This window comes from Spiroplasma endosymbiont of Atherix ibis, assembly GCF_964020005.1.
GTDB lineage: Bacteria > Bacillota_I > Bacilli_A > Mycoplasmatales > Mycoplasmataceae > Spiroplasma_A.
Window position 1 is genome coordinate 474,189 of the sequence record NZ_OZ026474.1, and the last position, 24,118, is coordinate 498,306.

Consider the following 24,118-nt stretch of genomic DNA (forward strand, 5'->3'; position numbering starts at 1 on the left):
AAATAAAGTTTATAGTTCACCAGGTCTTTATCATCTTTAACAATTGGATGAAAATGATGGTTTATATACAGGTGATTCAATTATTGAATCAAGTGCAAATATTGAAGAACTTATTTTAAATAAAAATAATTGAGAATTAAAAAGTTCAAAAACTACTAGTTCAAAAGATGCATTATTTGGTTTAATTAGTTCATTAATTGCTTGTATAGTAGAACAGTTAATATTTATATTAACTATGGATATTAATTTACCTAGAGATTTAATTAAGTTAGAATATAGATTTAAAGAACGAGAATCTCTTACAATTAAAAATATTTTTGGAGGATTTGGTTTAGAAAAAGAAATGTATAATTTTAAAAATCTAATAAATAAGTATGGTTTAATTGCAAATTCAAATACTGCTATTAATAGTTTAAAAAATATAAATACTTTGAATTATTATGAATTATGTTCAATTTACTTATATCAAATGAGAGAAGCTTTTAGATTTTCAAATATCACTAGAGAATATAATCAAAAAGTTAATGAAATTTATTATAATTTCTTTTTAAAATTTAATTCTAATAAAGAATTAACATATTTTGTTGAAAAAATAGGTAAAGATGATGCAACATACATAACAGATTTTTTAGTTAATAGAAGTCAATTCAATAAGTTTATCACTTCAAGAAAAGATTCATTTGAAATTAGATATGTAATTAAAGTATTAGCAGATGAAGGTATGAATTTTGCACAAAAGGAACTTAATCAATTAGTTAAAGATATTGTTAAAAAAGTTCAAAAAAATAAGGGTGCATTTAAAGAATATGTAACAGATATACTTAATTTATCTGCTAAAGCTCAAAAAGCTTTAATAATAACTTCAGTTGTTATTGAAATTCTTTCTTTAATTCCCGTATCTAGTACAAAAACTTATCAATTCCAAATACCAGATACTCATCAAAAATTGGAATATCAAATGACTAATTTTATTCTTTCTTCTAAAAAATTTGATCCATCTGAAATTTTTAGAGTAACTCAATTAAAAAAACCTATTAAAAATGACATGTATTTATATGAGGGAAGATATTTTCCAACATATGATAATGCAGTTTTACAATTAAAAAGAAATATAATTGAAGATACTTTAAAAACTGGAAAAAAGATATATTTTTAATCTCAAGATGTTAATTACAGAAATGAAAATAAAGATATTCTTGTAAATCAATTATTAGAATATTATTTAAATAATTCAAAAATTAAAGAAAAATATACAGATTTTTTTGGAGGAAAATTTGATAATGAACAACAAGCTCTTAATAGCATGTTAAATAAAATGGAAAAAGAAGAATATCAAATATTTTATAGATATTTATTTAGTAACAATGAATATAGATATTTTAATTCTTATCAAGAAGCACAAAATTATGTAATTTCAACAATTGACTATAGTAATAAAAAAGTATCATTTTCTGAACTTATTGAAGGTAAAAATAAATATGATGAATTATATAATCTTGATTTTAAACAAACTAAAATTTATTACTTTGATTTTTATGGAATAAAATATTATTTTAAAGATAAAACTAATTTAATGTACTATATTATGAAATTGCTAAACTTCAAAAATAATTTAATTGAAATAGAAGTTGAACAATTTTGATTAAATAATAAATTTTTATCAAATAAAACAGATTATATTGAATATTTATATTCAAATTTAAAAGAAATTGACAATTCTAATGCAGGGAGGTTAAATTAATAAAAACAAAATTTTTATTATCTTTTATAGCATTTTTTTCTACAAGTGCTGGAGTAATATCAACTACTTTAGGACAAAATGCAAAAAAAACTTATAATGAAAAAGCTGAATTTCAAATTAATGAAATTGAAAAAGATTTAAAATTAAATTCTAAAACTACTGGCTCAGAATTTATTTATAACTATCAAGGTAAGCAATATAGAGATAAAAATTCAATACTTTCACAAGAATTTTTAAAAAATCCAATTTTACAAGAAACAACCTCTTCTAATCCAAATAAAATTATTAAAAACTATTCAACAAATGAACTTGATCCTAATAAAATATATGGAACTAGTTGAAATGATTTTGTAAAAGTTTATAAAAATGCATTAGGTAAAGCTGTTTTACCTTCATGTTTACTTGGTCAAAGTACAGGATGTTATAAAGACCCTATTAATGAAGAAACAAAATCTGTTCAAGATAGAGCATTAGACAGTTATATAAATAAAGAGTTAATAAGACCAAAATACTCTTATGACTCAATTGATTGATTTGATTCAGAGTTTGAAGCAAAAAATGCTTTTCAAAAAAATAATTTTACAATTAAACAATCTTTATTTTATTATTACAATGGATTTTATTATAATGCATTTAATAAAAATGATATGAAAGATCTTCAAACAAAATTGCATAAAGGATATTATTATGATGCATTTAAAACAAAATATGACAAAGATGGTTTAATGTATGAAGTTAATCAAGGACCTTTAAAAAATACAATGAAACAAAATCCTTTAGAAAATTCATTTAGATTTAAAAAGGATTATTTTAATGACTACTTTTATGATAATTTTTGATCTTATTTTTTAAATCAAACAAATGAGATTATAGATATTACTTTTAATTATTCAATTACACTAGATGCTCCTAGTGGACATTGATTTGAAATAATGGAAAATAGTTTTGAGGGAGTTAACTTAACTTTACTAAATAACAAAAAACAATTAAAAATCTCTGTTTCTGATTTTGCAAGAGAGCAAATTGAACTTCAAGATTTTATAAATAACTTAAAAACTAGAGGAAGATGAACTAGTCATTTAGTAAGTAATTGATGTGTACTTTGAAATGATAGAAGACAATGACATGACTTTGAGTTTTATAGATCAGGAAAGGAAAAAGGAAGGGAAAGGGAAAAAATTAAAATAGCATTAGAAACAAACGATGATAAATGTGGAGCTGGAGGATATAATGATACAAATCCTGAAAATATTAAAATTGATGAGAGTGAAATAAATGAAGATAATTACAAACTTAAATTTGAAAATAATGTTTTTATAAATAAATTAGATGTACTTTTTAAAATAAATGAATTAGAAAGTACTGATTTTAAAGGAAAAAATATTTTTAATAAGCAATTAGGAAAAGATATACAGGGTACTCTAAAAGAATTATCAAGTTTAAAAAATTCTCAAAACTATAAAGAATACTATAAAAAAGTATTATTTAGTATTCTTTTTGATAAATTAAAACAAAATTTATATAATACTGATATATCTAATTCGCCAATATTTGATGATTTAATGTATGGTTCTACATTAGATAATAAAGAAACTAAATATCAGTATTCATTTCATGAAAGTCAATTAAAATTTCAAAGTCAGATATTAAAACCAATAGAAAACAAAAATGAAAACTTAACTTTAAATATTGGAGATGTAGAATTTACTACAACTTTTAAAAATTGAAAAGAAAATTTTTATTTTTTAGAAAATGATAAAAATAATAATGGAATAAGAATTCAAAGAATGTACTATGTTGATAATAATAAAAGTAAAGATTTTAGTAAGTATTCAGATCAGTTAAAAGAAAATATGGCTTCAAATCCTAATGCAGCAAAAGAAATAATGTTTCAAAATTATTTACAAATTTTAAGAAAAGGTTATGAAATTTATGATATAAATGGAAAAATGTTTTTTTCAAGAAAAAATGAAAGTGAAGTTATTACTGAGTTAAAAAAACAAATAGAGCTAAGTTATAAATATATTCATAAAAATGAATCTATAAATTTAAAAGATCAAGAAAAGGATTGAGAAAATCTAATTAGTGATGGAAGATATACTATATTTAAATTTAAATTAAATACTGGTAAATGAGTATATTATAAAGATTACCAAAGTGCTTTAGAAATTTATAAAAATCAATCTTCTTTAATAAATTCAATTTCAGAAGAGTTCATTATTTATAAAATATATTCAACAATGATAAATAATAAATTAGTTAATTATGAGTGAAGTTCTAAAATAAATACTAGAATTTTGGCGGAAAAAATCTATAATGATAGTATAGTAGGGAGAAAATAAAAATGAAAAAATTATTATCAATACTTGGAGTTGTAAGCTTGGTAGGTTCAACTTCAGCTACAGTTGTATCTTGTCAAGAACAAGTTACGACAAAGCCACCTAAAATTAAAACAAAATGATCTGATGAAGATATTCTTCAAAGACTGGGAAATTTAGAATTTGAAGAAATGGATAATGGAGATATAAAAATGATTTCAAAAGAAAATCATTTTAAAATATGATCTGGTACAGAGAATGGAAATAAATATGAAAGAGTTATTTCAAAAGACAACGTAGAAAATAGTAAAATAAATTATTTTTATAATAGTTTATTGCCAACTGATGTAAGTTATGAAAAACCTTTTGGAATTGAATTAATGTCTGGATTTTATATTGGAAAAACTAAATAAGAAGTAAAAAAAATCTCGTTCTAAGGATATCTATAATGAAGTATCTGTTTTTGGCTCAGAAATGACAAATGAAATGCAATCAAAATGAAGAGGTAAAAATGATTTTTCAATATATTTTGGACTTTCAATACCATCATCAGCAGCTAAAAAAGTATTTGAATGTTCAGAATTTTGATCAAGTAATGTAGTGCAAGTTAAAACAAATAGTGGAAAAAAAATATATTTAGGTTTATCTTCATATTATGTTGATTATTTTATAGGATATGTAACAACTAATTTAAGTAACTTAATAAAAGAGTTTTTTGAAGAAAATAAAGAACAATTAAATTCTCCAGATTTAAAAGTAGAAGAAATTTTTAATGAGAAAAACTCTATTATTAGAGATGAAAATAATCAACATTTAAATTTAAAAATTTTAAATGCTAAATTTAATTTTAAAGATTTTATGAAAGATGAAACTGGTGAAGAATATTCGATTGATACAATGATGAGATCATTTTACTCAAAGAAAGTTCAAAAACATTATTCACATTATAAAGAAATTCAAAATTCAGCTTTTAAAAATTATAGATTTGGCAGTGATTGAGATGATAATGATAATAAAGATAAAGAAAAGCATTATAATGGTGGTTATAGAATATTTGGTCCAAATAATGAAAAATGAGAGGGTAATGATAAAATTTATATAAAAATAGATATTGTTTAATATAATTTATTCTTTAAAAGGTAGAAACTATTTTAAGTTAGTTTCTACCTTTTTTAATAGTTTATTTATTACAAAAAGTAATCTTGGGCTTTTATTTATTCCAATTGAAAAAAGTGTAAAATATTATGGTTAGAGGTAAAAAAAGATATAAAAACCAAGAGGAACAGAGGAATTAGTTGACTTAAAAGTAAGAGAACACTTTGCTTTAGAAGTAATAATTAGACAAATAGTTGATTAATTTAACTTTAATGAAATTAAAACATCTATTTTTGAAAGTTTATAATTTTTTAAAAGAGGAGTTGAACAAGAAACATATATTGTTTCTAAAGAAATGTATATTTTTAAAGATAGAAAAGATAGGGAATTAGCTTTAAGAGCTGAAGGAACTGTTTTAACAATTAGAACTATCTTAGAAAATAAAATGTATATTAATAAAAACTTACTTTTGAAATTATTTTATTTTGGTTCAATGTTCAAATATGAAAGACCTCAAGTCAATTATTTTTTCAAAGTCAGATATTAAAACCAATAGAAAACAAAAATGAAAACTTAACTTTAAATATTGGAGATGTAGAATTTACTATAAGTTTTAAAAAATGAAAAGAAAATTTTTATTTTTTAGAAAATGATAAAAATAATAATGGAATAAGAATTCAAAGAATGTACTATGTTGATAATAATAAAAGTAAAAATTTTAGTAAGTATTCAGATCAGTTAAAAGAAAATATGGCTTCAAATCCTAATGCAGCAAAAGAAATAATGTTTCAAAATTCTTTACAAATTTTAAGAAAAGGTTATGAAATTTATAATATAAATGGAAAAATGTTTTTTTTCAATAAAAAATGAAAATGAAGTTATTGTTGAGTTAAAAAAACAAATAGAGCTAAGTTATAAATATATTCATAAAAATGAATCTATAAATTTAAAAGATTAAAGTGAGTTGAAGTGAGTAGGCATATTTATGCCTATTTTTTTTATTTATATAGTTATTGTGCCATAAAAGACATCTTTATTTTTTCATTCTATATTTAAAAAACTATTTTGAGATTTTTTTGAGTTATATCATTTATCTCATTCAATAACATCAGTTATATAATGTTCAAGTGATTCATATTTGTTATTATGAATTGTTCCTTTTTTAAGTAAAGAGTGATAACTTTCAATAACAATGTTATCTGCACATGTTTTTTTCGCTCCTATTGATATAATTAAATTGTTCGAATCACAAACAGTTTTTCACGTTTTGCTTGTGTATTGAACTCCGTGATCTGAGTGAATAATTATTCCACTCGGATCTTTTATTTTTTTAATAACATTAATTGCTCTTTTTAAAGTAGCAATTACAAATTTTGCAGACATTTTATAAGAAATATCTGATGAAATAACTTCTTTTGTGAATCCATCGATTATTGTTGATTTATAAGCTTTCTTTCCTTTTCAAATTAAATAAGTAATATCTGTATATAAAATTTTGTATTTTTCTTTGACAGCACTATATTTTCTTTGAACAAGATCTGGATATTCTACATTTGAATTTTGTAGTTTTCTTTTATTTGCTTTTTTTAATTGATTTTTAGCAAATCTAGCTATAATTTTATTTTCTCGCATTACTTTTCGAATTATATATGTTGAATATTTATGAGATAGTTCTTTTGAAACTTGCCTATATCCAAATTGCTTTCTATTATCATTAAATACTTTTAAAATATCGTATTTTATATAATCAAATTTATTTTTTTTATCTATGAAACAATGATTTTTATATTTATCTCAATAGGATTTTTTTAAATTTAGTAACTCGAGTAGTTCCTTAATTGTTGTTTTATAATCTCTTGATTTAATAAAATTTATTTTTTCCTCTTTAGACATGTAGTTTCTCATGAGGTTAAAGACTTTTTTAAGGATTCATATTTCTCCTTCAAATTTTCTAATTCTGATTTATCTTCTTTAGATTTTGTATTAATGCATAAATTATTATCTGTTCTATAGATTGATTGTCAGGTTCCAATTGTTCCCATTGGCACTTTATATTTTTTATAAGCTTTTGTTACAACGTTTTCATTTGCATAAAGTATTACATCTACTTTAAATTATTCACTATATTTACTAAATTTTTGACCAAGTTTTGCCATATTTTTTTCTTCCTTTTAAATATTTTACATAAATTTTAATGCCTACTTTTTTCAACTCAGTCTAGATCAAGAAAAAGATTGAGAAAATTTAATAAGTGATGGAAGATATATTATATTTAAATTTAAATTAAATACTGGTAAATGAGTATATTATAAAGATTACCAAAGTGCTTTAGAAATTTATAAAAATCAATCTTATTTAATAAATTCAATTTCAGAAGAGTTCATTATTTATAAAATATATTCAACAATGATAAATAATAAATCAGCTAATTATGAGTGAAGTTCTAAAATAAATACTAGAATTTTGGCAGAAAAAATCTATAATGATAGTATAGTAGGGAGAAAATAAAGATTAAAAAATTACTAGCAGTACTTGGAGTTGTAAGTTTAATAGGTTCAACTTCAGCTACAGTTGTATCTTGTCAAGATCCAGTTACAACGACACCATCAAAAGAAAATAAAACAAAATGATCTGATGAAGATATTATTCAAAGATTAGGAAATTTATAATTTGAAGAAATGGATAATGTAGATATAAAAATTATTTCAAAAGAAAATCATTTTAAAATATGATCTGGTACAGAAAATGGAAATAACTATGAAAGAGTTATTTCAAAAGATAATGTAGAAAATAGTAAAATAAATTATTTTTATAATAGTTTATTACCAACTGATGTAAGTTATGAAAAACCATTTGGAATTGAATTAATGTCTGGATTTTACATTGGAAAAACTAAAGAAGAAGTAAAAAAATCTCGTTCTAAGGATAGGAATAATTTATTATCTGTTTATGGTTCAGAAATGACAAATGAAATGCAACCAAAATGAAGAGGTAAAAATGCTTTTTCAATATATTTTGGAATTTTATCACCAACAGCAAAACAAGTATTTAAATGTTCAAAATATTGATCAAGTAATGTAGTTAAAGTTAAAACAAATAGTGGAAAAGAAATGTATTTAGGTTTAACTTTATTTTATGTTGATTATTTTATTGGATATGTAACAACTAATTTAAGTAAGTGAATAAAAGAATTTTTTGAAGAAAATAAAGAACAATTAAATTCTCCAGATTTAAAAGTAGAAGAAATTTTTAATGAAAAAAACTCTATTATTAATAATGAAAATGATCAACATTTAAATTTAAGAATTTTAAATGCCAACTTTAAGTTTTCAGATTTTATTGAAAATAAAAATGGTAAAAAAAGACAAATTGGTATATAAATGTCTTCATTTTATGATAAGAAAGTTGAAAAACATTATCTAGATTATAAAGAAATTCAAAACTAAGCTTTTAAAAATTATAGTTTTGGTCCTAAGTTTGATAATAATGATAATAATAAAGATGAAGAAAAACATTATAGTGATGGTTATAGAATATTAGGTCCAAATAATTAAAAATGAGAACGTAATGATAGAATTTATATAAAAGTAGATATTGTTTAATACATTTTATTCTTTAAAAGGTTGAAACTATTTTAATTTAGTTTCAACCTTTTTTAATATTTTATTTATTACAAAAAAAGTAATCTTGGGCTTTTATTTATTCCAATTGAAAAAAAGTGTAAAATATTATGGTTAGAGGTGAAAAAAATGATACAAAAACCAAGAGGAACAGAGGATTTAGTTGACTTAAAAGTAAAAGAATACTTTGCTTTAGAAGTAATAATTAGACAAATAGTTGATTCATTTAACTATAATGAAATTAAAACACCTATTTTTGAAAGTTTAGAACTTTTTAAAAGAGGAGTTGGACAAGAAACAGATATTGTTTCTAAAGAAATGTATACTTTTAAAGATAGAAAAGATAGGGAATTAGCTTTAAGAGCTGAAGGAACTGCTCCAACAGTTAGAGCTATCTTAGAAAATAAAATGTATATTAATGAAAACTTACCTTTGAAATTATTTTATTTTGGTTCTATGTTCAGATATGAAAGACCTCAAGCTGGAAGAAACAGACAATTTAATCAATTTGGAGTTGAAGTTTTTGGTCCAAAAACAGCTGAAATTGATAGTGAAATTATTTGTTTATCATCTACTATTCTAAATACAATAGGATTAGACAATCACACAATACACTTAAATTATTTAGTTAATGGTGAACAAAGAAAAAAATATATTGAAGATTTAAAAAAATACTTAAAACCAAAAAAACTTTGTGATGATTGTAAAAAAAGAATTGAAACAAACCCTTTAAGAGTTTTGGATTGCAAAATTGATTCAAAACAATTTAGTGATGTTATTGATATGAAAGATTATTTATCAGATCAAGATAAAAAATACTTTGAAAATCTAATATTAAATTTAAAAAATATAGGAATAAAACCAGTTATAGATAAATTACTTGTTAGAGGTTTAGATTACTATAATAGTTTTGTTTATGAAGTAAAAGACAAAAATGGATCAACATTACTTGGTGGCGGAAGATATGATGAACTTGTAAATCAACTTGGAAATGTTGATTTACCTGCAACTGGTTTTGCTCTTGGAATGGAGCGAATTTTAATAGCACTTCAAGAAGAAGAAATCTATATTTCTCAACCAGCTAGTTTAGATGCATATATTATTGGATTAAGTGAAAAAGCAAAACAATTTTCAAATATTTTACTTTTAATGTTAAGAAAGTCAGGATTAAAAGTAGATTTTGATTTTATGAACAGAAGTATGAAATCAGCTTTTAAACAATCTGAAAAACTAAATGCAAAAAATATTATTATTATTGGAGATAATGAATTAAAAGAAAATGTTGTTATTGTAAAAAAACAAATAACAAAAGAAGAGAAAAAAGTAACTTTTGAAAAAATAGTAGATTTAATAATGGGAGAATAGAAAATGAAACGTACACATACATGTGGTCAACTTACTTTAAAAAATGTAAATGAAAATGTAATTTTGCAAGGATGACTTGCAAAAATTAGAAAAATGGGAGCAATGAATTTTATTGATTTAAGAGATAGATATGGAATAACTCAATTAGTAATTGATGAATCAATTAGTTTAGAAAATGTTAAATCAGAATATGTTTTAGAAGTTGAAGGAAAAGTTATTGAAAGAAAATCAAAAAACTTAGATCTTAAAACAGGAGAAATTGAAATTAAAGTAAGTAAAATAACTTTAATTAATAAATCTGAATTAACTCCTTTTGAAATTAAAGATGGAATTGAATCTCAAGAAGATACAAGATTAACTTATAGATATTTAGACTTAAGAAGAGCTGAAATGCAAAGTAATTTAATTATAAGAAGTAAAATGAATCATGTAATTAGAAACTTCTTTATTGAAAAAGACTTTATTGAAATAGAAACTCCAATTTTTGGTAAATCAACTCCAGAAGGAGCAAGAGACTTTTTAGTTCCTTCTAGATTAAACCAAGGAAAATTTTATGCTTTGCCTCAATCACCTCAACTATATAAACAATTGTTTATGATATCTGGTTTAGATAGATATTTTCAAATTGTTAAATGTTTTAGAGATGAAGATTTAAGAATTGACAGACAACCAGAATTTACACAATTGGATATGGAAATGTCATTTTCAGATGCAAATGATGTTATGCAAACAATTGAAGCTTTAATTAAAAAAGTAATATTAGAAATTAAAGGAATTAATATTAAAGAACCAGTTCAAAAAATTACTTGACATGATTCAATGGACAAATATGGAAATGATAAGCCTGATTTAAGATTTGGTTTTGAAATTCATACATTAAATGATATTTTTAAATCTACACAAATACCATTATTTTCTAATTTAGAAAATAAATCAATTAGAGCAATTTGTATTGATTATTTATTAAATAAAAAAGATTTAGAAGATTTAACTGAAGTTGCAAAACAAAATAGTGTCAATATTTTAGCTTTTGCAAAATATGATTCTAATGAATGAACTGGTTCAATTGGTTCAAAATTATCAGATCAAGAAAAAGCAAGTTTAATCAAAGAATTTAATATTAAAACTTCTTCAACAATTTTATTTGTTGTTGAAGAATATTATAAAGCAAGTCAAGCAATGGGTTCAATTAGAAATAGAGTTGCAAAAATTTTAAATCTATTAAATTGAGAAGATATGAAATTAGCTTGAATAGTTGATTTTCCATTATTTGAATTTTCACAAGAAGAAAATAGATATGTTGCAGCTCATCATCCCTTTACAATGCCTGCAGATGATTCATTAGAAACTTTTGATTCTAATAAACAAGATGCTCTTGCAAAAGCATATGATATTGTTTTAAATGGTTTTGAAATTGGAGGGGGAAGTCAAAGAATTACAGACCCTTCACTACAACAAAGAATGTTTGATGCAGTTGGTTTATCAAAAGAAGAAATTGAGACAAATTTTGGATGATTTGTTAATGCTTATAAATATGGTGCACCTTATCATGCAGGTTGTGCTCTTGGTTTAGATAGAATCTGTATGTTATTAACTGGATCAGAAAATATTAGAGAAGTTATTGCATTTCCAAAAAATTCATCAGGAGTTGATCCAATGACAAATGCTCCAGATATAGTTGCAAATCAACAATTAGAAGAATTAAATATTAAAATAAAGTAACTTTTAACCTATTTTATAAGATTATTTCTTAAATGATCTAAAAATATAATATTATAAGTTGATTTTAATGATCTTAGTGACTTATTATTTCACTAAGATTTTTTTATTTTGCTTATATTTTTTTTCCTTAATTATATTGTTCTGTTTTATTGTTTAATTTTGAACATTATATTTTAGTGAAGTAGCAATGAGTTCATAAGATTTTGCATATTTAGTTATTTCATTTTTTGTTTATTTGTATATAAATTAAACTTTTGGTCTTTAATTTTGATACTTATATTGTTATTATCTGATATTTACAATTTAAAATATTTATTAAAATTAATCAAGTAAAAAAGTATTACTAAAAACCATTGATTTTTTTTTTTTTTTTATCATAACTAATAACAACTTGAATTGTCTTTAAAAAAAATTTAAATTATGTTTATGAGGAGAAAAAATGAAAAAATTATTAAGTTTATTAGCAACTACAGGTTTAGTTGCAACTACAAGTGCAACAGCTGTTTCATGTAAATTATTTGAAGATCTTAAATCAAAAGGAGTGACTTTAAATAAAGAAGAAATTGAAGTTGAACAAGGAAAAACTGGTGAAATTAATATTACATCAGTAAGTGATTTAGAAGGTATTAAAATTACAGGTGAAATTGAAAATAAAGTAACAACAAAAGTTCGAGATAAAAAAATAACAATTACTGTTTCTAAAACATCTGAAGTAAAAGATTACATTTTAACAATTACTGGAAATAAAATAAATAATAAATCTTTTACAGTTAAATTTAAAGCAAGTAATGATTAAAAAAGTTATTATTAATTTTTTAAATCAGATGTGATCATTTTACTAAAATTATTCAAAATAGAGCTTAGATAAAATTTCTGAGCTTTTTTAATTATATTAAGATACAAAATTGGCTAAATCGTTTAATAGATAATCTAGATATATATAATTTTTATTATAAATTGTATATTCTTTAATTTAAAATAATATTTTTAATAATTATATTATCTGTGTAACAATATATTAATCTCATTAATATAACCATATTGTCGAATTGTCAAAATTTACTTGTAAATTGAATTTTATGTTCTAAGTGAATTATTATCTTTATTTTTCTTAAATGTTAAAAAAGTACAATAAAAGTATAATTATATAAAAAATGTATTTTCTATTTTTTATTCTTAAGTTATGCAACTTATATTTGATTTAATATATCACTTTTATGTTTTTTATATATAATTATTAAGGACAACTTAATTTACATTACTTATTTGCTTTAATTTTTTATTTATAGAGGAGAAAAATATGAAAAAATTATTAAGTATTTTTGCTACAACTAGTTTTGTTGCAACAGCATCAATAACAGTTATATCATGTAATTCTAAAGACAAGATTAAAGATTTAACATTAGCATCTGATAAAACAAATAAAATGGTAGTTCAAGATTTATTAGAAAATGCATTTTTAGAAGATAAAACACCAATATCAGTTGATGAAAATAATAAATTAAAAAATGACTATAAAGATTCTTTAGAAACCTCTGCAGATCCAGAAAAATATCCAGATTATAAAATATCAGCATTTAAAGGTACTTTTTTAGAATTTAAAAAAGAATCTAAATTAAAAGATTTATTTAATGAAACTTCAAAAATTTTTGATAATTTAACAGAGGAATCATTAATAACTTACGCTTTTTCATTTAGTGATAAAAAAGGTGATACATTTGGTGTATTATATTTAATAAAATTAGATAATTCTAATCTAAAATGAGATGAAAATAAAAGTAGACCAATTAGTGGACTAGTTAAGGCAACTCAACAGTATAAATATAAAGTTAATTTTTTAGATGATAAATAATTAAAAAATTTTTATTAGTACTAATATTTTTAAAAATATTAGTATTTTTTTTATTTTAGTTTTTTTATTATAATAAAAATTTTTTAATTTGTATTAAAATTTTCTAATTATTTTTATAAAATAATAAATATATATTTACTAAGTTATTTTGGAATAATACTCCATATTTAATTATTTTTTAAATATATATAATTAATTTAGTTAAAATAAAGATATAAGGAGATATTTATTAGTCGAATAAGGATAGGAGTAGATATTGGTGGCACACATATTAAATATGCATTTATAAAAGATAGTGAATTTATTTATAAAAATAAGTTGGATACACCAAAAAAAGATATTATCGAGTTTATTTTTAAACAAATCAATATAAGTTTAGAAAAAGAAAACATAAATTATGATGATATTTTATCAGTTTCTTTGACAATACCTGGAATAATTTTTAAAACAGGAAATGCAACATCTATTAATTTAGGATGAGAAAATTATCCTGTATTACAAGAAGCTAAAAAAATATTTAAAAATAAGAAAATTGCAATTTTAAATGATGCTAAAGCAGCAGTATATGGGGAATATGTACATGGTTTAAAAATGGAAAAACCAAATGTTTTAATGTATACAATTGGTACTGGAATTGGTTCAGGAACAATTATAAATAAAAAATTATATTTGGGCAATAACACTGTAATTGTTGGAGAAGTTCATGGTGGAGGGTTTCAAAATATAAGAGATTGTAAATGTGGTCTTGGAGGATGTGTTGAAGCTGTATCTGGAGCTCAAAATATTGAAAGAATTTTAAATGAAAGAAAAAACGATTTAATGTTAAAAGACAAAGAGTTGCTAAAAAAAGATAAAATTTCAATAAAAGATTTAAGAAAAGAAATATTGAGTGGTAATCAACAAATTTATAATATTTTTTATGAAAGTTTTTTACCTTTAACAGATCATATGGCAGTAATGATACATATGTTTGATTTTGATGTAATAGTAATTGGTGGGGGAGTTTCAAAACTTGGAGATTATATTTTAAAAATAATAGAAAAACAAATTAAAAATAAAATTTTAAAACCTTATTGTGATTTATTAGATTTAAGACTTGCAAAATTACAAAATGATGCAGGAATAATTGGAGTTGTTGAATATTCAAAAAATAACTTAGAAAGTTAGTAAATGGGACAAGTATATGATTAAGTTTGATAAAAAATTTGAAATTGGAGTTTCTCTTTCAGGTCCTCAAACAGAAGGAAATAAGAATAAAGTTCATAAAAATATAATGGATTATTGATTTAAAAATAATCCAAAAGATTTTTTTAATCAACAAGGTCCAGATTTAACTTGTGAATTTTATGATACTTATAAAGAGAAGTTAAAGTGATTATAACAAATAGGTTTAGAAACATATAGAATTTCTATTCAATGATCAAGATTAATTTATAATTTTGAAAAATGTAGTGTAAACAAAGATGCATATGAATTTTATTTAAATTATTTTAAAGAAATTAAGAAAAGAAAAATTAAGTTAATTGTCAATCTTCATCATTTTGATACACCTTATGAAATTTTCAAAAATGGGGGATGGGAAAACAAAAATACAATAGAACTTTATTTAAAATATGCTAAAAAGTGTTTTGGATTGTTTGGAGATATTGTTGATGAATGAGCAACATTTAATGAACCTTCAGCAAATGTTGAATGTCAGTATTTATATGGATTTCATTTCCCAAAAGTACAAGATTTTAAAAGATCTATTCAAGTTTATTTTAATTTAATGGTAGCTCACTCTAAAACTGTTAATTACTTTAAAACAATTTATCCTAATAAAAAAATTACAATTATTGTAAGTATTAATCCTGCATATCCAAGATCACAAAATAAAGCAGATTTACAAGCAGCTGAATTTAGAAATATGATATTTGTTTATTTTCAATTAAATTTAATTTTAAAGGGAACTTTAACTAAGCAATTAGAAAATTTCTTAAAACAATATGATTTAATTCCACAATATTTTTTAGAAGAGTTTGAAGAAATAAAAAAAGCAAAGATTGACTATATTGCTTTGAATTATTATCAACCTTCAAGAGTTAAAGCTAAAGAAACTAAAAAAATAGAAGAAAAAATTATGCCTTTATCATTTTATGATTATTATGAATGACCAAAAAGAAGAATTAATCCTCATCGAGGATGAGAAATATATCCTCAGGGACTTTATGATTTGGCAATGTTAATTAAAAATGAGTATGACAATTTTGCTTGAATGATAAGTGAAAATGGTATGGGTGTAGAAAATGAAGAGAAATTTAAAATTGAAGTAATCATAAATGATGATTATAGAATTGAATTTATTGAAGAACATTTACAATTTTTAAAAATAGCTATTGACCAAGGTTCAAATTGTTTTGGCTATTCATTGTGAACTTTTATAGATTGTTGAAGTTGAGCAAATGCTTTTAAAAATAGATATGGTATTGTAGAATATGATTTAGAAAATAAAAAAACATTTATTAAAAAATCTGGAATATATATTTCTGAGCTTATTAAATTAAAATCTCAATAATTAAATTTCAAACTCTTATTAATAAAAATATCAATAATATAGATTTTTTATATAAAATATAAAAAATCTTTTTATTAAAATAAAAGGATTTTTGTAGATAAAATATTTTTATATCTATATGATAATGAAATAAAGGAGTGAAAAAATGAAATCTTTCAACTTTCAATTGACATATAAATACTTTTTTGGGTTATTATCATTTTTTACTATTTTTTCTTACTATATTTGAAATATAGTAACAGCAAAAGAAATTAACAGTACATATAGTGGAAATTATGAAATATATACAATAGATTATTTTACAACTTTTACTTTATTATCAAATGTTTTTGTTCAAGCTTGATTTTTATATGCTGCAATTAATCACAAAAATGAAGGAAAAACTAAATTACTAAGTTATACAACAGCAAATTCAATTTCAACTATGATTACTGTTACTTTAATTGTTTATAATGCTATTTTAATTCCAGTTCAGGGTTTTCCAACTCATCCATTTTCAATTTTTGTTACTTTAATTGATCATGCAATAGTTCCAATTGCCTTTATTTTATATGTAAATTTATTTATGAGAAATAAAGAACAAGTTAATTTAAAACAATTTTTTATAAAAAAATTCTGAATACAATTTATGATGGTTTTAATTTATTGTATTTTTGCCATGATTAGAGGAGAGTTAAGATATAATACTTCTTCTGATTTATATTATAAAGAGGTAGTAAGAAATTTACTTTATCCTTATTTCTTCTTAGATGTTCATCACACAGGACCAGGGGGAATTCCTGGATATGGATGATTCTTTATTGCTTTTTTTGCAATAACAGGATTACTTGTAGGATTTAGTTTTTTATATAACTTTATAAATAATAAAGTTATTACTAAAAATTTTTATCAAAAAATAAATAAATAAGTAATTTTAAACTTAATTATTACTATATAATATAAGGGTGTTAGACACATCTTTTGATAGCGTATAATTTATTGCCTTTAAAAGACTTAAATAGAAAGGCAGTAAAAACATATGGAATTTGATAACAAAGAAAACTTTAGACGTTCAAGAAGTGAAAATGGATCAAGAGATGGTGGAAGATCTGGTGGATCTAATCATAGTGGAGATCGCGGCTCAAGATTTGGTGGTCGTGGTAGAGACAATGGTGGAAGATCTGGTAGACAAGGTGTAAATTCAGGAAGAATTGATAACTTTGAAAAACCATTATTAGAAATTTTAAAAGAAATTAATGAAAAATTAGATCTTTTAATTAAAAAATAATTAGTAATTTAAAACTTTTAAATAATTTTATTTGAAAGTTTTTTTTATTTTTTAAATAAAAATTGAATTTATCGTTATTTTTGCTATTATAGAAAATGTAGATTTAAAAATTTAAAGTTTTAATAAAACAATTATTATTATTATTATTATTATTTTATTAAAACAAATAAGATATGAAAGAAGTTAAAATATATGAGAATAATACCTTATGAACTTTATGAATATGCTCCAGATTTATCTTTAACTACTTTAAGAAAAGAATTTGGAATGCATGATTACTGCTTAAATTTAGATTTAAAAAATAAGGCTATGCAACCTTTTTTAGATATGAGAAGAAATTATTTTAATTTAATTGTATTTAAATGAAATGAAGAAATGAAAAAAAGAGATCATTATGTAAATACTTTTCATTCAAATTATGCATTAAATAGTACTTTTATAGAGCAAAAAACTGATTATTTTTTAATTCTTGAATGTATTGTTCAATGAGATTTAAAAGAATTTGAACCTTATAATACAAAATTAAAATGGTTTAATATAGCTGTAAAATATCATGAAAATAGTAGTTTAAAAGATATAAAATTTAATTTAAATAAATATAATAGTTTATTACAATGATATAAAGAAAAATTTATGTGTTTAAATGATTCAAATAAATTAAAACCTAAAAATTTAGATATTAGTATAGTACTAGATTATTTTAAAATAGTTTTTAGTATATAATATTTTTTCTTTTTAATGGAAATATTTTCTAAAAATTTTGAAATTCATAGACTTTTTTTTTTTTTTTTATAATACAATAATAGTTAAATATATAATTTTATATTTCTAAAAGAAAGGAATGTTATAAATGGAAAAATATAATTTACCAAAAGAGAAAATTGAAGAAAGATATGAAAAAATTAAAAATCACATAAATATAACCCCTATGATATATGCAAATAAATTAAGTATACTTAGCGGTAATCAAGTATATGTAAAATTAGAAAATTTACAAAAAGCAGGTTCTTTTAAAATAAGAGGAGCTTTATCAAAAATGATGTCTATAAGTAAAGAAGAATTAAATAAAGGAGTTGTTGCTGCAAGTGCAGGAAATCATTCACAAGGAGTTGCTTATGCATCAAACTTATTGAATTGTCCTGCAACAATTGTTATGCCAGAAACAGCACCACTTGCAAAAATTAATGCAACAAAAAATTATGGAGTAAATGTAATCTTACATGGTAACTTTTTTGATGATGCTCAAGCAAAAGCAACAGAGATTGTAAAAGAAACCAAAAAAACCTTAGTTCATGCCTTTAATGATTTAGATGTTATTATGGGGCAAGGATCATTAGGAATTGAAATTTTAGATCAAGTAAAAGATGTTGATTATGTTCTTGTTCCAGTTGGAGGAGGAGGAATTCTTTCTGGAATATCAGCATATATTAAACAAGTTAATCCAAAAGTTAAATTAATTGGAGTAGAATCTGAAAATGTACCTTCGTATTTTCAAGCAAGAAAAACAGGAAAACCTCATACTGTAGCAAGTAAGCTATCTATTGCTGATGGAATTGCAGTAAAAGAAACAGGAGATATCACTTTTAATTTATTCAATAAATATGTAGATGATGTTGTACTAGTTTCTGAGCAAGAAGTTGCTGAAACCATTTTATTTTTATTTGAAAATTGTAAAATTGTTGCTGAGGGTGCAGGAGCAGTTACATGTGCAGCTATATTATTTAATAAGTTAAATATTACAAATAAAAAAGTGGTTTGTTTATTAACTGGTGGAAATATTGATGTTACATCATTTATAAATATTGCAAATAGAGCTTTAATTGCTCAACACAGAAGAGTTATTTTAAAAATAAATGCACCGATTTCAAAAGATCATTTATTAAAAATCACAAGTATTTTTTCAAAAAGATATGTACAAATTCATAGAATAAGTGATTCACAAAATGATAATAAACTAGAAATTAATAGAGAAATTATAAAAGTTGTTTGTGACATTAATACAAAAGAGGAATTAAAATTAATAGTTAATGATTTAGAAGAAATTGGCTATGAAGTGATGGGAAAAGAATTTATTAAGGAGATAATTAAATAAAATGAAATACATAAAAACTGAAAAAGCTCCTAGAGCAATCGGACCTTATTCACAAGCTGTTCTTTTAGAAAACAGAACCTTGTTTATTTCAGGTCAGTTAGGACTAGATCCAAAAACTATGCAATTAAAAGAAAATATTCATGATCAAACTGTACAGTCACTTAAGAATATAAAAAGTATTTTAAGTGAAGCAGGATATAAAAAAAATAATGTAGCAAAAGTTACTATTTTATTAAAAGATATTAATGACTTTAGTGTTGTTAATGAAATATATAGTTCATTTTTTGAAGAACATAAACCAGCAAGGAGTACTTTTGCAGTTAAAGAACTTCCTAAAAATGGTTTAGTAGAAATAGAAGCAATTGCTTTTAAATAAATAATTGAAACAAAAAGAAGCCTTAAGCTTTGTTCAAGAAAATGAATTATATTTAAGTAAAAATACAGATCTTTTGTATAAATATAGTGAAATTAAAAATAATATTAATCATTTCTATAAAAGTGAACTGAAATTTTTAAGAGAAAGATATATGAAAAAATTAATTTCTAAAGAAGAATATTTAAAAATAAAAAGCAAATTAAAAGAAATAGTAAAAAAATATAATACTAAAGTTAATACAATTTTAGATTATGCTTATTCACTATCTCTTGATGCTTATAATAAAGGAAATGAATTAAGAGATAAAATTAATTATACAGAGTTAAAAAAAGAGTATAAAGATGAAATCGAAAAAATAAAAACTGAAGCAATATCAGATTCTGAAAAAAAACAAAAAATTAAATTAGTTAAAAATAATTATGCTATTTATAAAAAAAGTATATCTTCAAAAGTAATTAAATTAATAGGAATAATTATGATACCTTTATTTCTTTTTTCAGCTTTATTACTAAATTATTTATATTACTTTAAAAAAGCCAACAATGGTAAGGAATTTGATTTAAAAGACTTAGATCATATGATTGCTTTCATAACAGTAATAATTGGTTGTATTTTAATATTAGGTTTTCTTGCCTTTATGTCAATATTTACAATCAAAAGACTATTCTTAGATAAACAAGAAAATCTATTTGTAGTTTCAGCAATTGGTGGAGTTGGAAGTTTTACAGATACTATTGGTGTTGGAAGTTTTGCAGTAACAGTTGCACTTTTAAACGCTACTGATTCTGTTAAAAATATAAAAAAACTACCAGGTACTTTAAATATAGGATTGGTTATTCCAAATTTATTTGCAGGAAGTTTATTTGTAAGCGCAATTGAAGTTGAATTAGCTACTTTAATATCTCTAATTGGTGCAGCAATGCTTGGAGCGTTTGTAGGAGCCAAACTTGTTAATAAAGTAAATAAAGCTTTTGTTGCAATTCTTGTATCATTTTGTCTTGCAATAGCAGGGATATTAATGATGTTAGCTCAATTTAAAGTTATTGGAAATGTTGAAAATTCAAAAGATTTACCAAGTGGATTACATGGTTGAAAAATTTATGTAGGAGCTATTAGTTTCTTTGTAATTGGAGGACTTCAAAGTTTTGGTATTGGTCTTTATGCACCAGCTTTGGCAGTAATTTCTTTGTTAGGAATGAATGTTGTTGCTGCTTTTCCAATTATGACTTGTGCTGCAGGTTTCTCAATGCCAACAACTGCTTGAACTTTTCATAAAAATAATGATTATTGTCCAAAAGTAAGTTATGGATTAATGATAGGTGGAGTTATTGGTACACTTATAGCATTTTGTACAGTATTTGTTGGTATACAAGGTGGAGCAGGTATTGAAATGTCAACATTTACTTGATATTTAAAATGATTTGCTATTATTGTTATGTTTTATGCTTCAACAATGTTAATGCTAAAATTTATAAAATTAATTAAAGAAAATGATAAAGAAAAACCAGTAGAAAAAACTTATAAGAATTTTTTTGAAGAACAAGATTCTATGAAAAAAATTGAAGATGAGTTAAAAGATATTTCTATGATTAAAGATATAAACTTAGAAAGTATTGAAAAATCTTTACAATCAAATCAAATAAAACTTCATAAATGAAACTAAGTTTTTATAAAAACTCCATTTAAAATAATGTGAGTTTTTTTATTTTATTTAATCTAAAAATCAATTTTCTTAAAAATAATTTTTATTAAGTTAGTTTTAAAAACCTTTTTTCATAATAAAATATGTTATTATAAAAAAAGAGGTAAAACAAATGAAAAAACTTTTAAGTTTAATATCTACAATAATATTAGAAATTACAACTTCAAATGTTGTAATTTCTTGTAAAATTACTGAAAATAATTAAAGTAAAACAAATTTATCAAATGTTATTTTAGATAAACAGTTGAGAGAAATTCAAAATAATTCTGAAAGTACTATTTTAAAAGCAGTTAAATTAAAAAATAATAATTTAAAAACAGAGTATGTTCAAGTAACTAATATAACAAAAATAAGTGCTGTTATTACAAGCAAAAATGATAATTATTATATTGGTAGTGTTACAGTTAATTTTGCTATAAGTGATAAAAAAAATACAGAACAAATAGATAAAGTTTTAGTAGGATATTATTATGATTGAGGGGGAGCAGGACAAGTAAAACCTAGTTTTGATCAACTTGCAAATACAAATTATAATGTAATTGATGTTTCTTTCTTATATTCAAAATCAGCATATGTTATGCCAGTTTATGAACCTGTTAATGCAAATGAAGTAAAACAAGGAATTAAACTATTACATTAAAAAGGAAAAAAAGTTCTTATTTCAATGGGTGGTGCTACTGGAAGTGAAATGAGATTTAGAATTGATCAGAAAGATGAATTAAAAAGAACTATTATTTCAGTTATTAATGAATATGGTTTTGATGGACTTGATATTGATTGAGAAGGTAGTTGTTTGTCTGACAGAATCAGTCAACAAGTAACAATTGATGCTTTAAAAGAAATTAAAGATGCTAATTCTAACTTTATTATAACTATGGCTCCAGAAATGCCATATTTAAAAAATAGCACAGAAGCAAGTGGAGGAAGCTATATTCCATTTTTAAAGCAATTAGATAAATATTATAATTAAATTAATCCTCAATTTTATAATGGTTGAGGTTTTGGGCCTTATGTTGAACAAAAAGAAGCTAAAAAATTGAATTTACCATATCTAAGTACTATAATAAATGATGATCAAGAACATAGAGCAGAATTTTATTATTTGATGACAAAATATATGACAACAACTTATAGTAAAAGCAATGATTTTTATTTAATAAATCCTGATAGATTTGTTTTAGGAGATTCAACAAATGAATTAGCAGGTAGAGGTGCTGCAACTGAACAGTCAATTAAAAAATCATATCAGTGATTAGCTTAAGATGGAATTTATACAAAAGGTCTTATGACGTGAGCTGTAAATTTTGATGCTTATGAAGGAACTTTAACAATAAATAATCAAGTAGTTAATTGAAAAAAATGATCTTATGAATCATGATTTAATGAAACTCATGGAAAAGAAAATAAAAGTAAATAGTTCTTATTATTTAGTATATAAATTATGTTAGGTGATATAAGTGAAAAGAAAAGAAGCTGAAAGTAAATATAAGTGAAATTTAATTGAGCTTTACAAAACCGATGAGGAATTTTTTAATGAACTTTAATTATATATTGAAAAAAATAAACAACTATTGAAATATAAAAATAGTTTAAATACAAAAGCAGGCTTTATTGGTTTATTAAAAGATTCGATAATAGTTGACAGTTACATTTAAAAAATAAATCATTTTTTAAAACTTTTATATGTTGAACAAAAGAATAAAAGATTAATTAATCTAGAATCAATTTATAATAAAAAAATACAACAATTTGATGGTCAGTTTTCATGAATAAGTGAGGAAATTAAAAATATTGGTGAAAAACAAGTAATAGAGTGATTACAAAGTGATGACAAATTAAAATATTATTCAAAAAGTTATAAAGATTTTTTTAAACATATAAAGTATTTACTTCCTCAAAAACAAAGAGAATTAATTTCTAAAGTATCTAATTCAAGTTCAATAATTTATGAAATGTATGAAATAATGAAATTTAAAGATAATGAAGAAAAAGTACTAAAATATAAAGGTCAAAAATATATAGTAAATCAAAAATGACTTTCAGATTTATTTTCTCACTCTGATCCAATAAAAGATCAAGAATTAAGAGCTTTATGTAGTTTAAAATATAATGAAAATAATTATATTAAAAAACATAGTTTTGCAAAAATTTTTGAATCAATTATAAAAGAGGAAATTGAATCCGCTCAAATTATTGGAATGAAAATTTTCAAAGAGAATTTTTTTGATGATGATGATTTCTCTTTTCAAGATTTTTTAAACTTACTAAATTTTACTTCTAAAAACTCTAAAGTTTACACTGAGTTTAAAAAAGTAATCATTAATTAAAAAAAAAAAAAAAAGACTATTTGGGTCTATTTTTTATATTTATTTAAAGAAGAATGACCTAGTGTTGATTTATCAACTATAACAATA

At 22.4% G+C, this 24,118-nt stretch carries 30 protein-coding genes; 28 read left to right on the forward strand and 2 right to left on the reverse strand.

Features of this window, described 5'->3' with window-relative positions; genetic code table 4:
• The first annotated feature begins 43 nt into the window (after positions 1-43).
• The 7 genes from AACK92_RS02595 to AACK92_RS02625 all read left to right on the forward strand — a co-directional run bounded on the left by AACK92_RS02595 (position 44) and on the right by AACK92_RS02625 (position 6,072).
• Positions 44-1,156 carry a hypothetical protein gene (locus tag AACK92_RS02595; RefSeq protein ID WP_339021654.1) on the forward strand — a complete coding sequence of 371 codons (1,113 nt, stop codon included), beginning with the start codon at positions 44-46 and terminating at the stop codon, positions 1,154-1,156.
• A 147-nt stretch (positions 1,157-1,303) separates the two neighbouring features.
• Positions 1,304-1,741, forward strand: coding sequence for a hypothetical protein (locus AACK92_RS02600; protein WP_339021655.1), 438 nt, complete (start codon positions 1,304-1,306; stop codon positions 1,739-1,741).
• A gap of 647 nt (positions 1,742-2,388) precedes the next feature.
• Positions 2,389-4,083 carry a hypothetical protein gene (locus AACK92_RS02605; RefSeq protein ID WP_339021657.1) on the forward strand — a complete coding sequence of 565 codons (1,695 nt, stop codon included), beginning with the start codon at positions 2,389-2,391 and terminating at the stop codon, positions 4,081-4,083.
• 2 nt (positions 4,084-4,085) lie between these two features.
• Positions 4,086-4,472, forward strand: coding sequence for a lipoprotein (locus AACK92_RS02610; protein ID WP_339021658.1), 387 nt, complete (start codon positions 4,086-4,088; stop codon positions 4,470-4,472).
• Positions 4,473-4,545: 73 nt separating this feature from the next.
• Positions 4,546-5,178: a hypothetical protein gene (locus tag AACK92_RS02615; RefSeq protein WP_339021660.1), complete on the forward strand. Its 633-nt coding sequence runs from the start codon at positions 4,546-4,548 to the stop codon at positions 5,176-5,178.
• A gap of 331 nt (positions 5,179-5,509) precedes the next feature.
• A complete protein-coding gene (locus tag AACK92_RS02620) occupies positions 5,510-5,701 on the forward strand; it encodes a hypothetical protein (RefSeq protein WP_339021661.1) in 192 nt (63 codons plus the stop codon).
• Between the two features lie 137 nt (positions 5,702-5,838).
• The gene (locus AACK92_RS02625) at positions 5,839-6,072 is read left to right on the forward strand and encodes a hypothetical protein (RefSeq protein WP_339021663.1); all 234 of its coding nucleotides are present in this window, start codon (positions 5,839-5,841) and stop codon (positions 6,070-6,072) included.
• Between the two features lie 84 nt (positions 6,073-6,156).
• On the opposite strand, the gene AACK92_RS02630 is transcribed toward AACK92_RS02625, so the two are convergent.
• Together AACK92_RS02630 and AACK92_RS02635 are read right to left on the reverse strand one after the other, a co-directional pair.
• The gene (locus AACK92_RS02630; RefSeq protein WP_339021664.1) at positions 6,157-7,047 is read right to left on the reverse strand and encodes an IS3 family transposase; all 891 of its coding nucleotides are present in this window, start codon (positions 7,045-7,047) and stop codon (positions 6,157-6,159) included.
• On the reverse strand, positions 7,026-7,196 hold the full coding sequence (locus AACK92_RS02635) for a hypothetical protein (protein ID WP_339021665.1): 171 nt from the start codon (positions 7,194-7,196) through the stop codon (positions 7,026-7,028). Before AACK92_RS02635 ends, AACK92_RS02630 begins: the two co-directional genes overlap by 22 nt.
• Positions 7,197-7,673: 477 nt before the next feature.
• Between AACK92_RS02635 and AACK92_RS05815 the strand changes: the two genes are divergently transcribed.
• The 21 genes from AACK92_RS05815 to AACK92_RS02735 all read left to right on the forward strand — a co-directional run bounded on the left by AACK92_RS05815 (position 7,674) and on the right by AACK92_RS02735 (position 24,031).
• The gene (locus AACK92_RS05815; RefSeq protein ID WP_422397885.1) at positions 7,674-7,823 is read left to right on the forward strand and encodes a hypothetical protein; all 150 of its coding nucleotides are present in this window, start codon (positions 7,674-7,676) and stop codon (positions 7,821-7,823) included.
• 9 nt (positions 7,824-7,832) lie between these two features.
• A complete protein-coding gene (locus AACK92_RS02640; protein ID WP_339021667.1) occupies positions 7,833-8,534 on the forward strand; it encodes a hypothetical protein in 702 nt (233 codons plus the stop codon).
• A 369-nt stretch (positions 8,535-8,903) separates the two neighbouring features.
• The gene (hisS, locus tag AACK92_RS02645) at positions 8,904-10,139 is read left to right on the forward strand and encodes a histidine--tRNA ligase (protein ID WP_339021669.1); all 1,236 of its coding nucleotides are present in this window, start codon (positions 8,904-8,906) and stop codon (positions 10,137-10,139) included.
• A gap of 3 nt (positions 10,140-10,142) precedes the next feature.
• Positions 10,143-11,861 (forward strand): aspartate--tRNA ligase, encoded by a 1,719-nt coding sequence (gene aspS / locus AACK92_RS02650; RefSeq protein WP_339021670.1) that lies wholly within the window; start codon positions 10,143-10,145, stop codon positions 11,859-11,861.
• Positions 11,862-12,300: 439 nt separating this feature from the next.
• A complete protein-coding gene (locus tag AACK92_RS02655; protein WP_339021671.1) occupies positions 12,301-12,657 on the forward strand; it encodes a lipoprotein in 357 nt (118 codons plus the stop codon).
• Positions 12,658-13,161: 504 nt separating this feature from the next.
• Positions 13,162-13,713: a lipoprotein gene (locus AACK92_RS02660; RefSeq protein ID WP_339021672.1), complete on the forward strand. Its 552-nt coding sequence runs from the start codon at positions 13,162-13,164 to the stop codon at positions 13,711-13,713.
• Between the two features lie 255 nt (positions 13,714-13,968).
• Positions 13,969-14,880 (forward strand): ROK family protein, encoded by a 912-nt coding sequence (locus tag AACK92_RS02665; protein WP_339021750.1) that lies wholly within the window; start codon positions 13,969-13,971, stop codon positions 14,878-14,880.
• A gap of 16 nt (positions 14,881-14,896) precedes the next feature.
• Positions 14,897-15,094 carry a hypothetical protein gene (locus AACK92_RS02670; RefSeq protein WP_339021673.1) on the forward strand — a complete coding sequence of 66 codons (198 nt, stop codon included), beginning with the start codon at positions 14,897-14,899 and terminating at the stop codon, positions 15,092-15,094.
• Positions 15,095-15,103: 9 nt separating this feature from the next.
• Complete coding sequence (locus AACK92_RS02675) at positions 15,104-16,267, forward strand: glycoside hydrolase family 1 protein (protein WP_339021751.1); 1,164 nt, start codon at positions 15,104-15,106, stop codon at positions 16,265-16,267.
• Positions 16,268-16,412: 145 nt separating this feature from the next.
• Positions 16,413-17,174, forward strand: a complete 762-nt coding sequence (locus AACK92_RS02680; RefSeq protein ID WP_339021674.1) for a hypothetical protein — start codon at positions 16,413-16,415, stop codon at positions 17,172-17,174.
• 111 nt (positions 17,175-17,285) lie between these two features.
• The gene (locus AACK92_RS02685) at positions 17,286-17,534 is read left to right on the forward strand and encodes a hypothetical protein (RefSeq protein ID WP_339021676.1); all 249 of its coding nucleotides are present in this window, start codon (positions 17,286-17,288) and stop codon (positions 17,532-17,534) included.
• Between the two features lie 192 nt (positions 17,535-17,726).
• Positions 17,727-18,257 (forward strand): hypothetical protein, encoded by a 531-nt coding sequence (locus AACK92_RS02690; RefSeq protein ID WP_339021677.1) that lies wholly within the window; start codon positions 17,727-17,729, stop codon positions 18,255-18,257.
• Between the two features lie 127 nt (positions 18,258-18,384).
• On the forward strand, positions 18,385-19,626 hold the full coding sequence (gene ilvA / locus AACK92_RS02695; protein ID WP_339021678.1) for a threonine ammonia-lyase: 1,242 nt from the start codon (positions 18,385-18,387) through the stop codon (positions 19,624-19,626).
• Between the two features lies 1 nt (position 19,627).
• The gene (locus AACK92_RS02700) at positions 19,628-20,002 is read left to right on the forward strand and encodes a RidA family protein (RefSeq protein ID WP_339021679.1); all 375 of its coding nucleotides are present in this window, start codon (positions 19,628-19,630) and stop codon (positions 20,000-20,002) included.
• A gap of 151 nt (positions 20,003-20,153) precedes the next feature.
• Positions 20,154-21,665, forward strand: coding sequence for a sulfite exporter TauE/SafE family protein (locus AACK92_RS02705; protein ID WP_339021681.1), 1,512 nt, complete (start codon positions 20,154-20,156; stop codon positions 21,663-21,665).
• A 151-nt stretch (positions 21,666-21,816) separates the two neighbouring features.
• Positions 21,817-21,909 (forward strand): lipoprotein, encoded by a 93-nt coding sequence (locus tag AACK92_RS02710; RefSeq protein WP_339021682.1) that lies wholly within the window; start codon positions 21,817-21,819, stop codon positions 21,907-21,909.
• Between the two features lie 39 nt (positions 21,910-21,948).
• On the forward strand, positions 21,949-22,344 hold the full coding sequence (locus tag AACK92_RS02715) for a hypothetical protein (RefSeq protein WP_339021683.1): 396 nt from the start codon (positions 21,949-21,951) through the stop codon (positions 22,342-22,344).
• 24 nt (positions 22,345-22,368) lie between these two features.
• Positions 22,369-22,674 carry a hypothetical protein gene (locus AACK92_RS02720; protein WP_422397873.1) on the forward strand — a complete coding sequence of 102 codons (306 nt, stop codon included), beginning with the start codon at positions 22,369-22,371 and terminating at the stop codon, positions 22,672-22,674.
• A 66-nt stretch (positions 22,675-22,740) separates the two neighbouring features.
• Positions 22,741-22,965, forward strand: a complete 225-nt coding sequence (locus AACK92_RS02725; RefSeq protein WP_339021684.1) for a hypothetical protein — start codon at positions 22,741-22,743, stop codon at positions 22,963-22,965.
• Positions 22,966-22,989: 24 nt separating this feature from the next.
• Positions 22,990-23,121: a hypothetical protein gene (locus AACK92_RS02730; protein WP_339021686.1), complete on the forward strand. Its 132-nt coding sequence runs from the start codon at positions 22,990-22,992 to the stop codon at positions 23,119-23,121.
• A gap of 547 nt (positions 23,122-23,668) precedes the next feature.
• Positions 23,669-24,031, forward strand: a complete 363-nt coding sequence (locus AACK92_RS02735; protein WP_339021687.1) for a hypothetical protein — start codon at positions 23,669-23,671, stop codon at positions 24,029-24,031.
• The last annotated feature ends 87 nt before the right edge of the window (positions 24,032-24,118 follow it).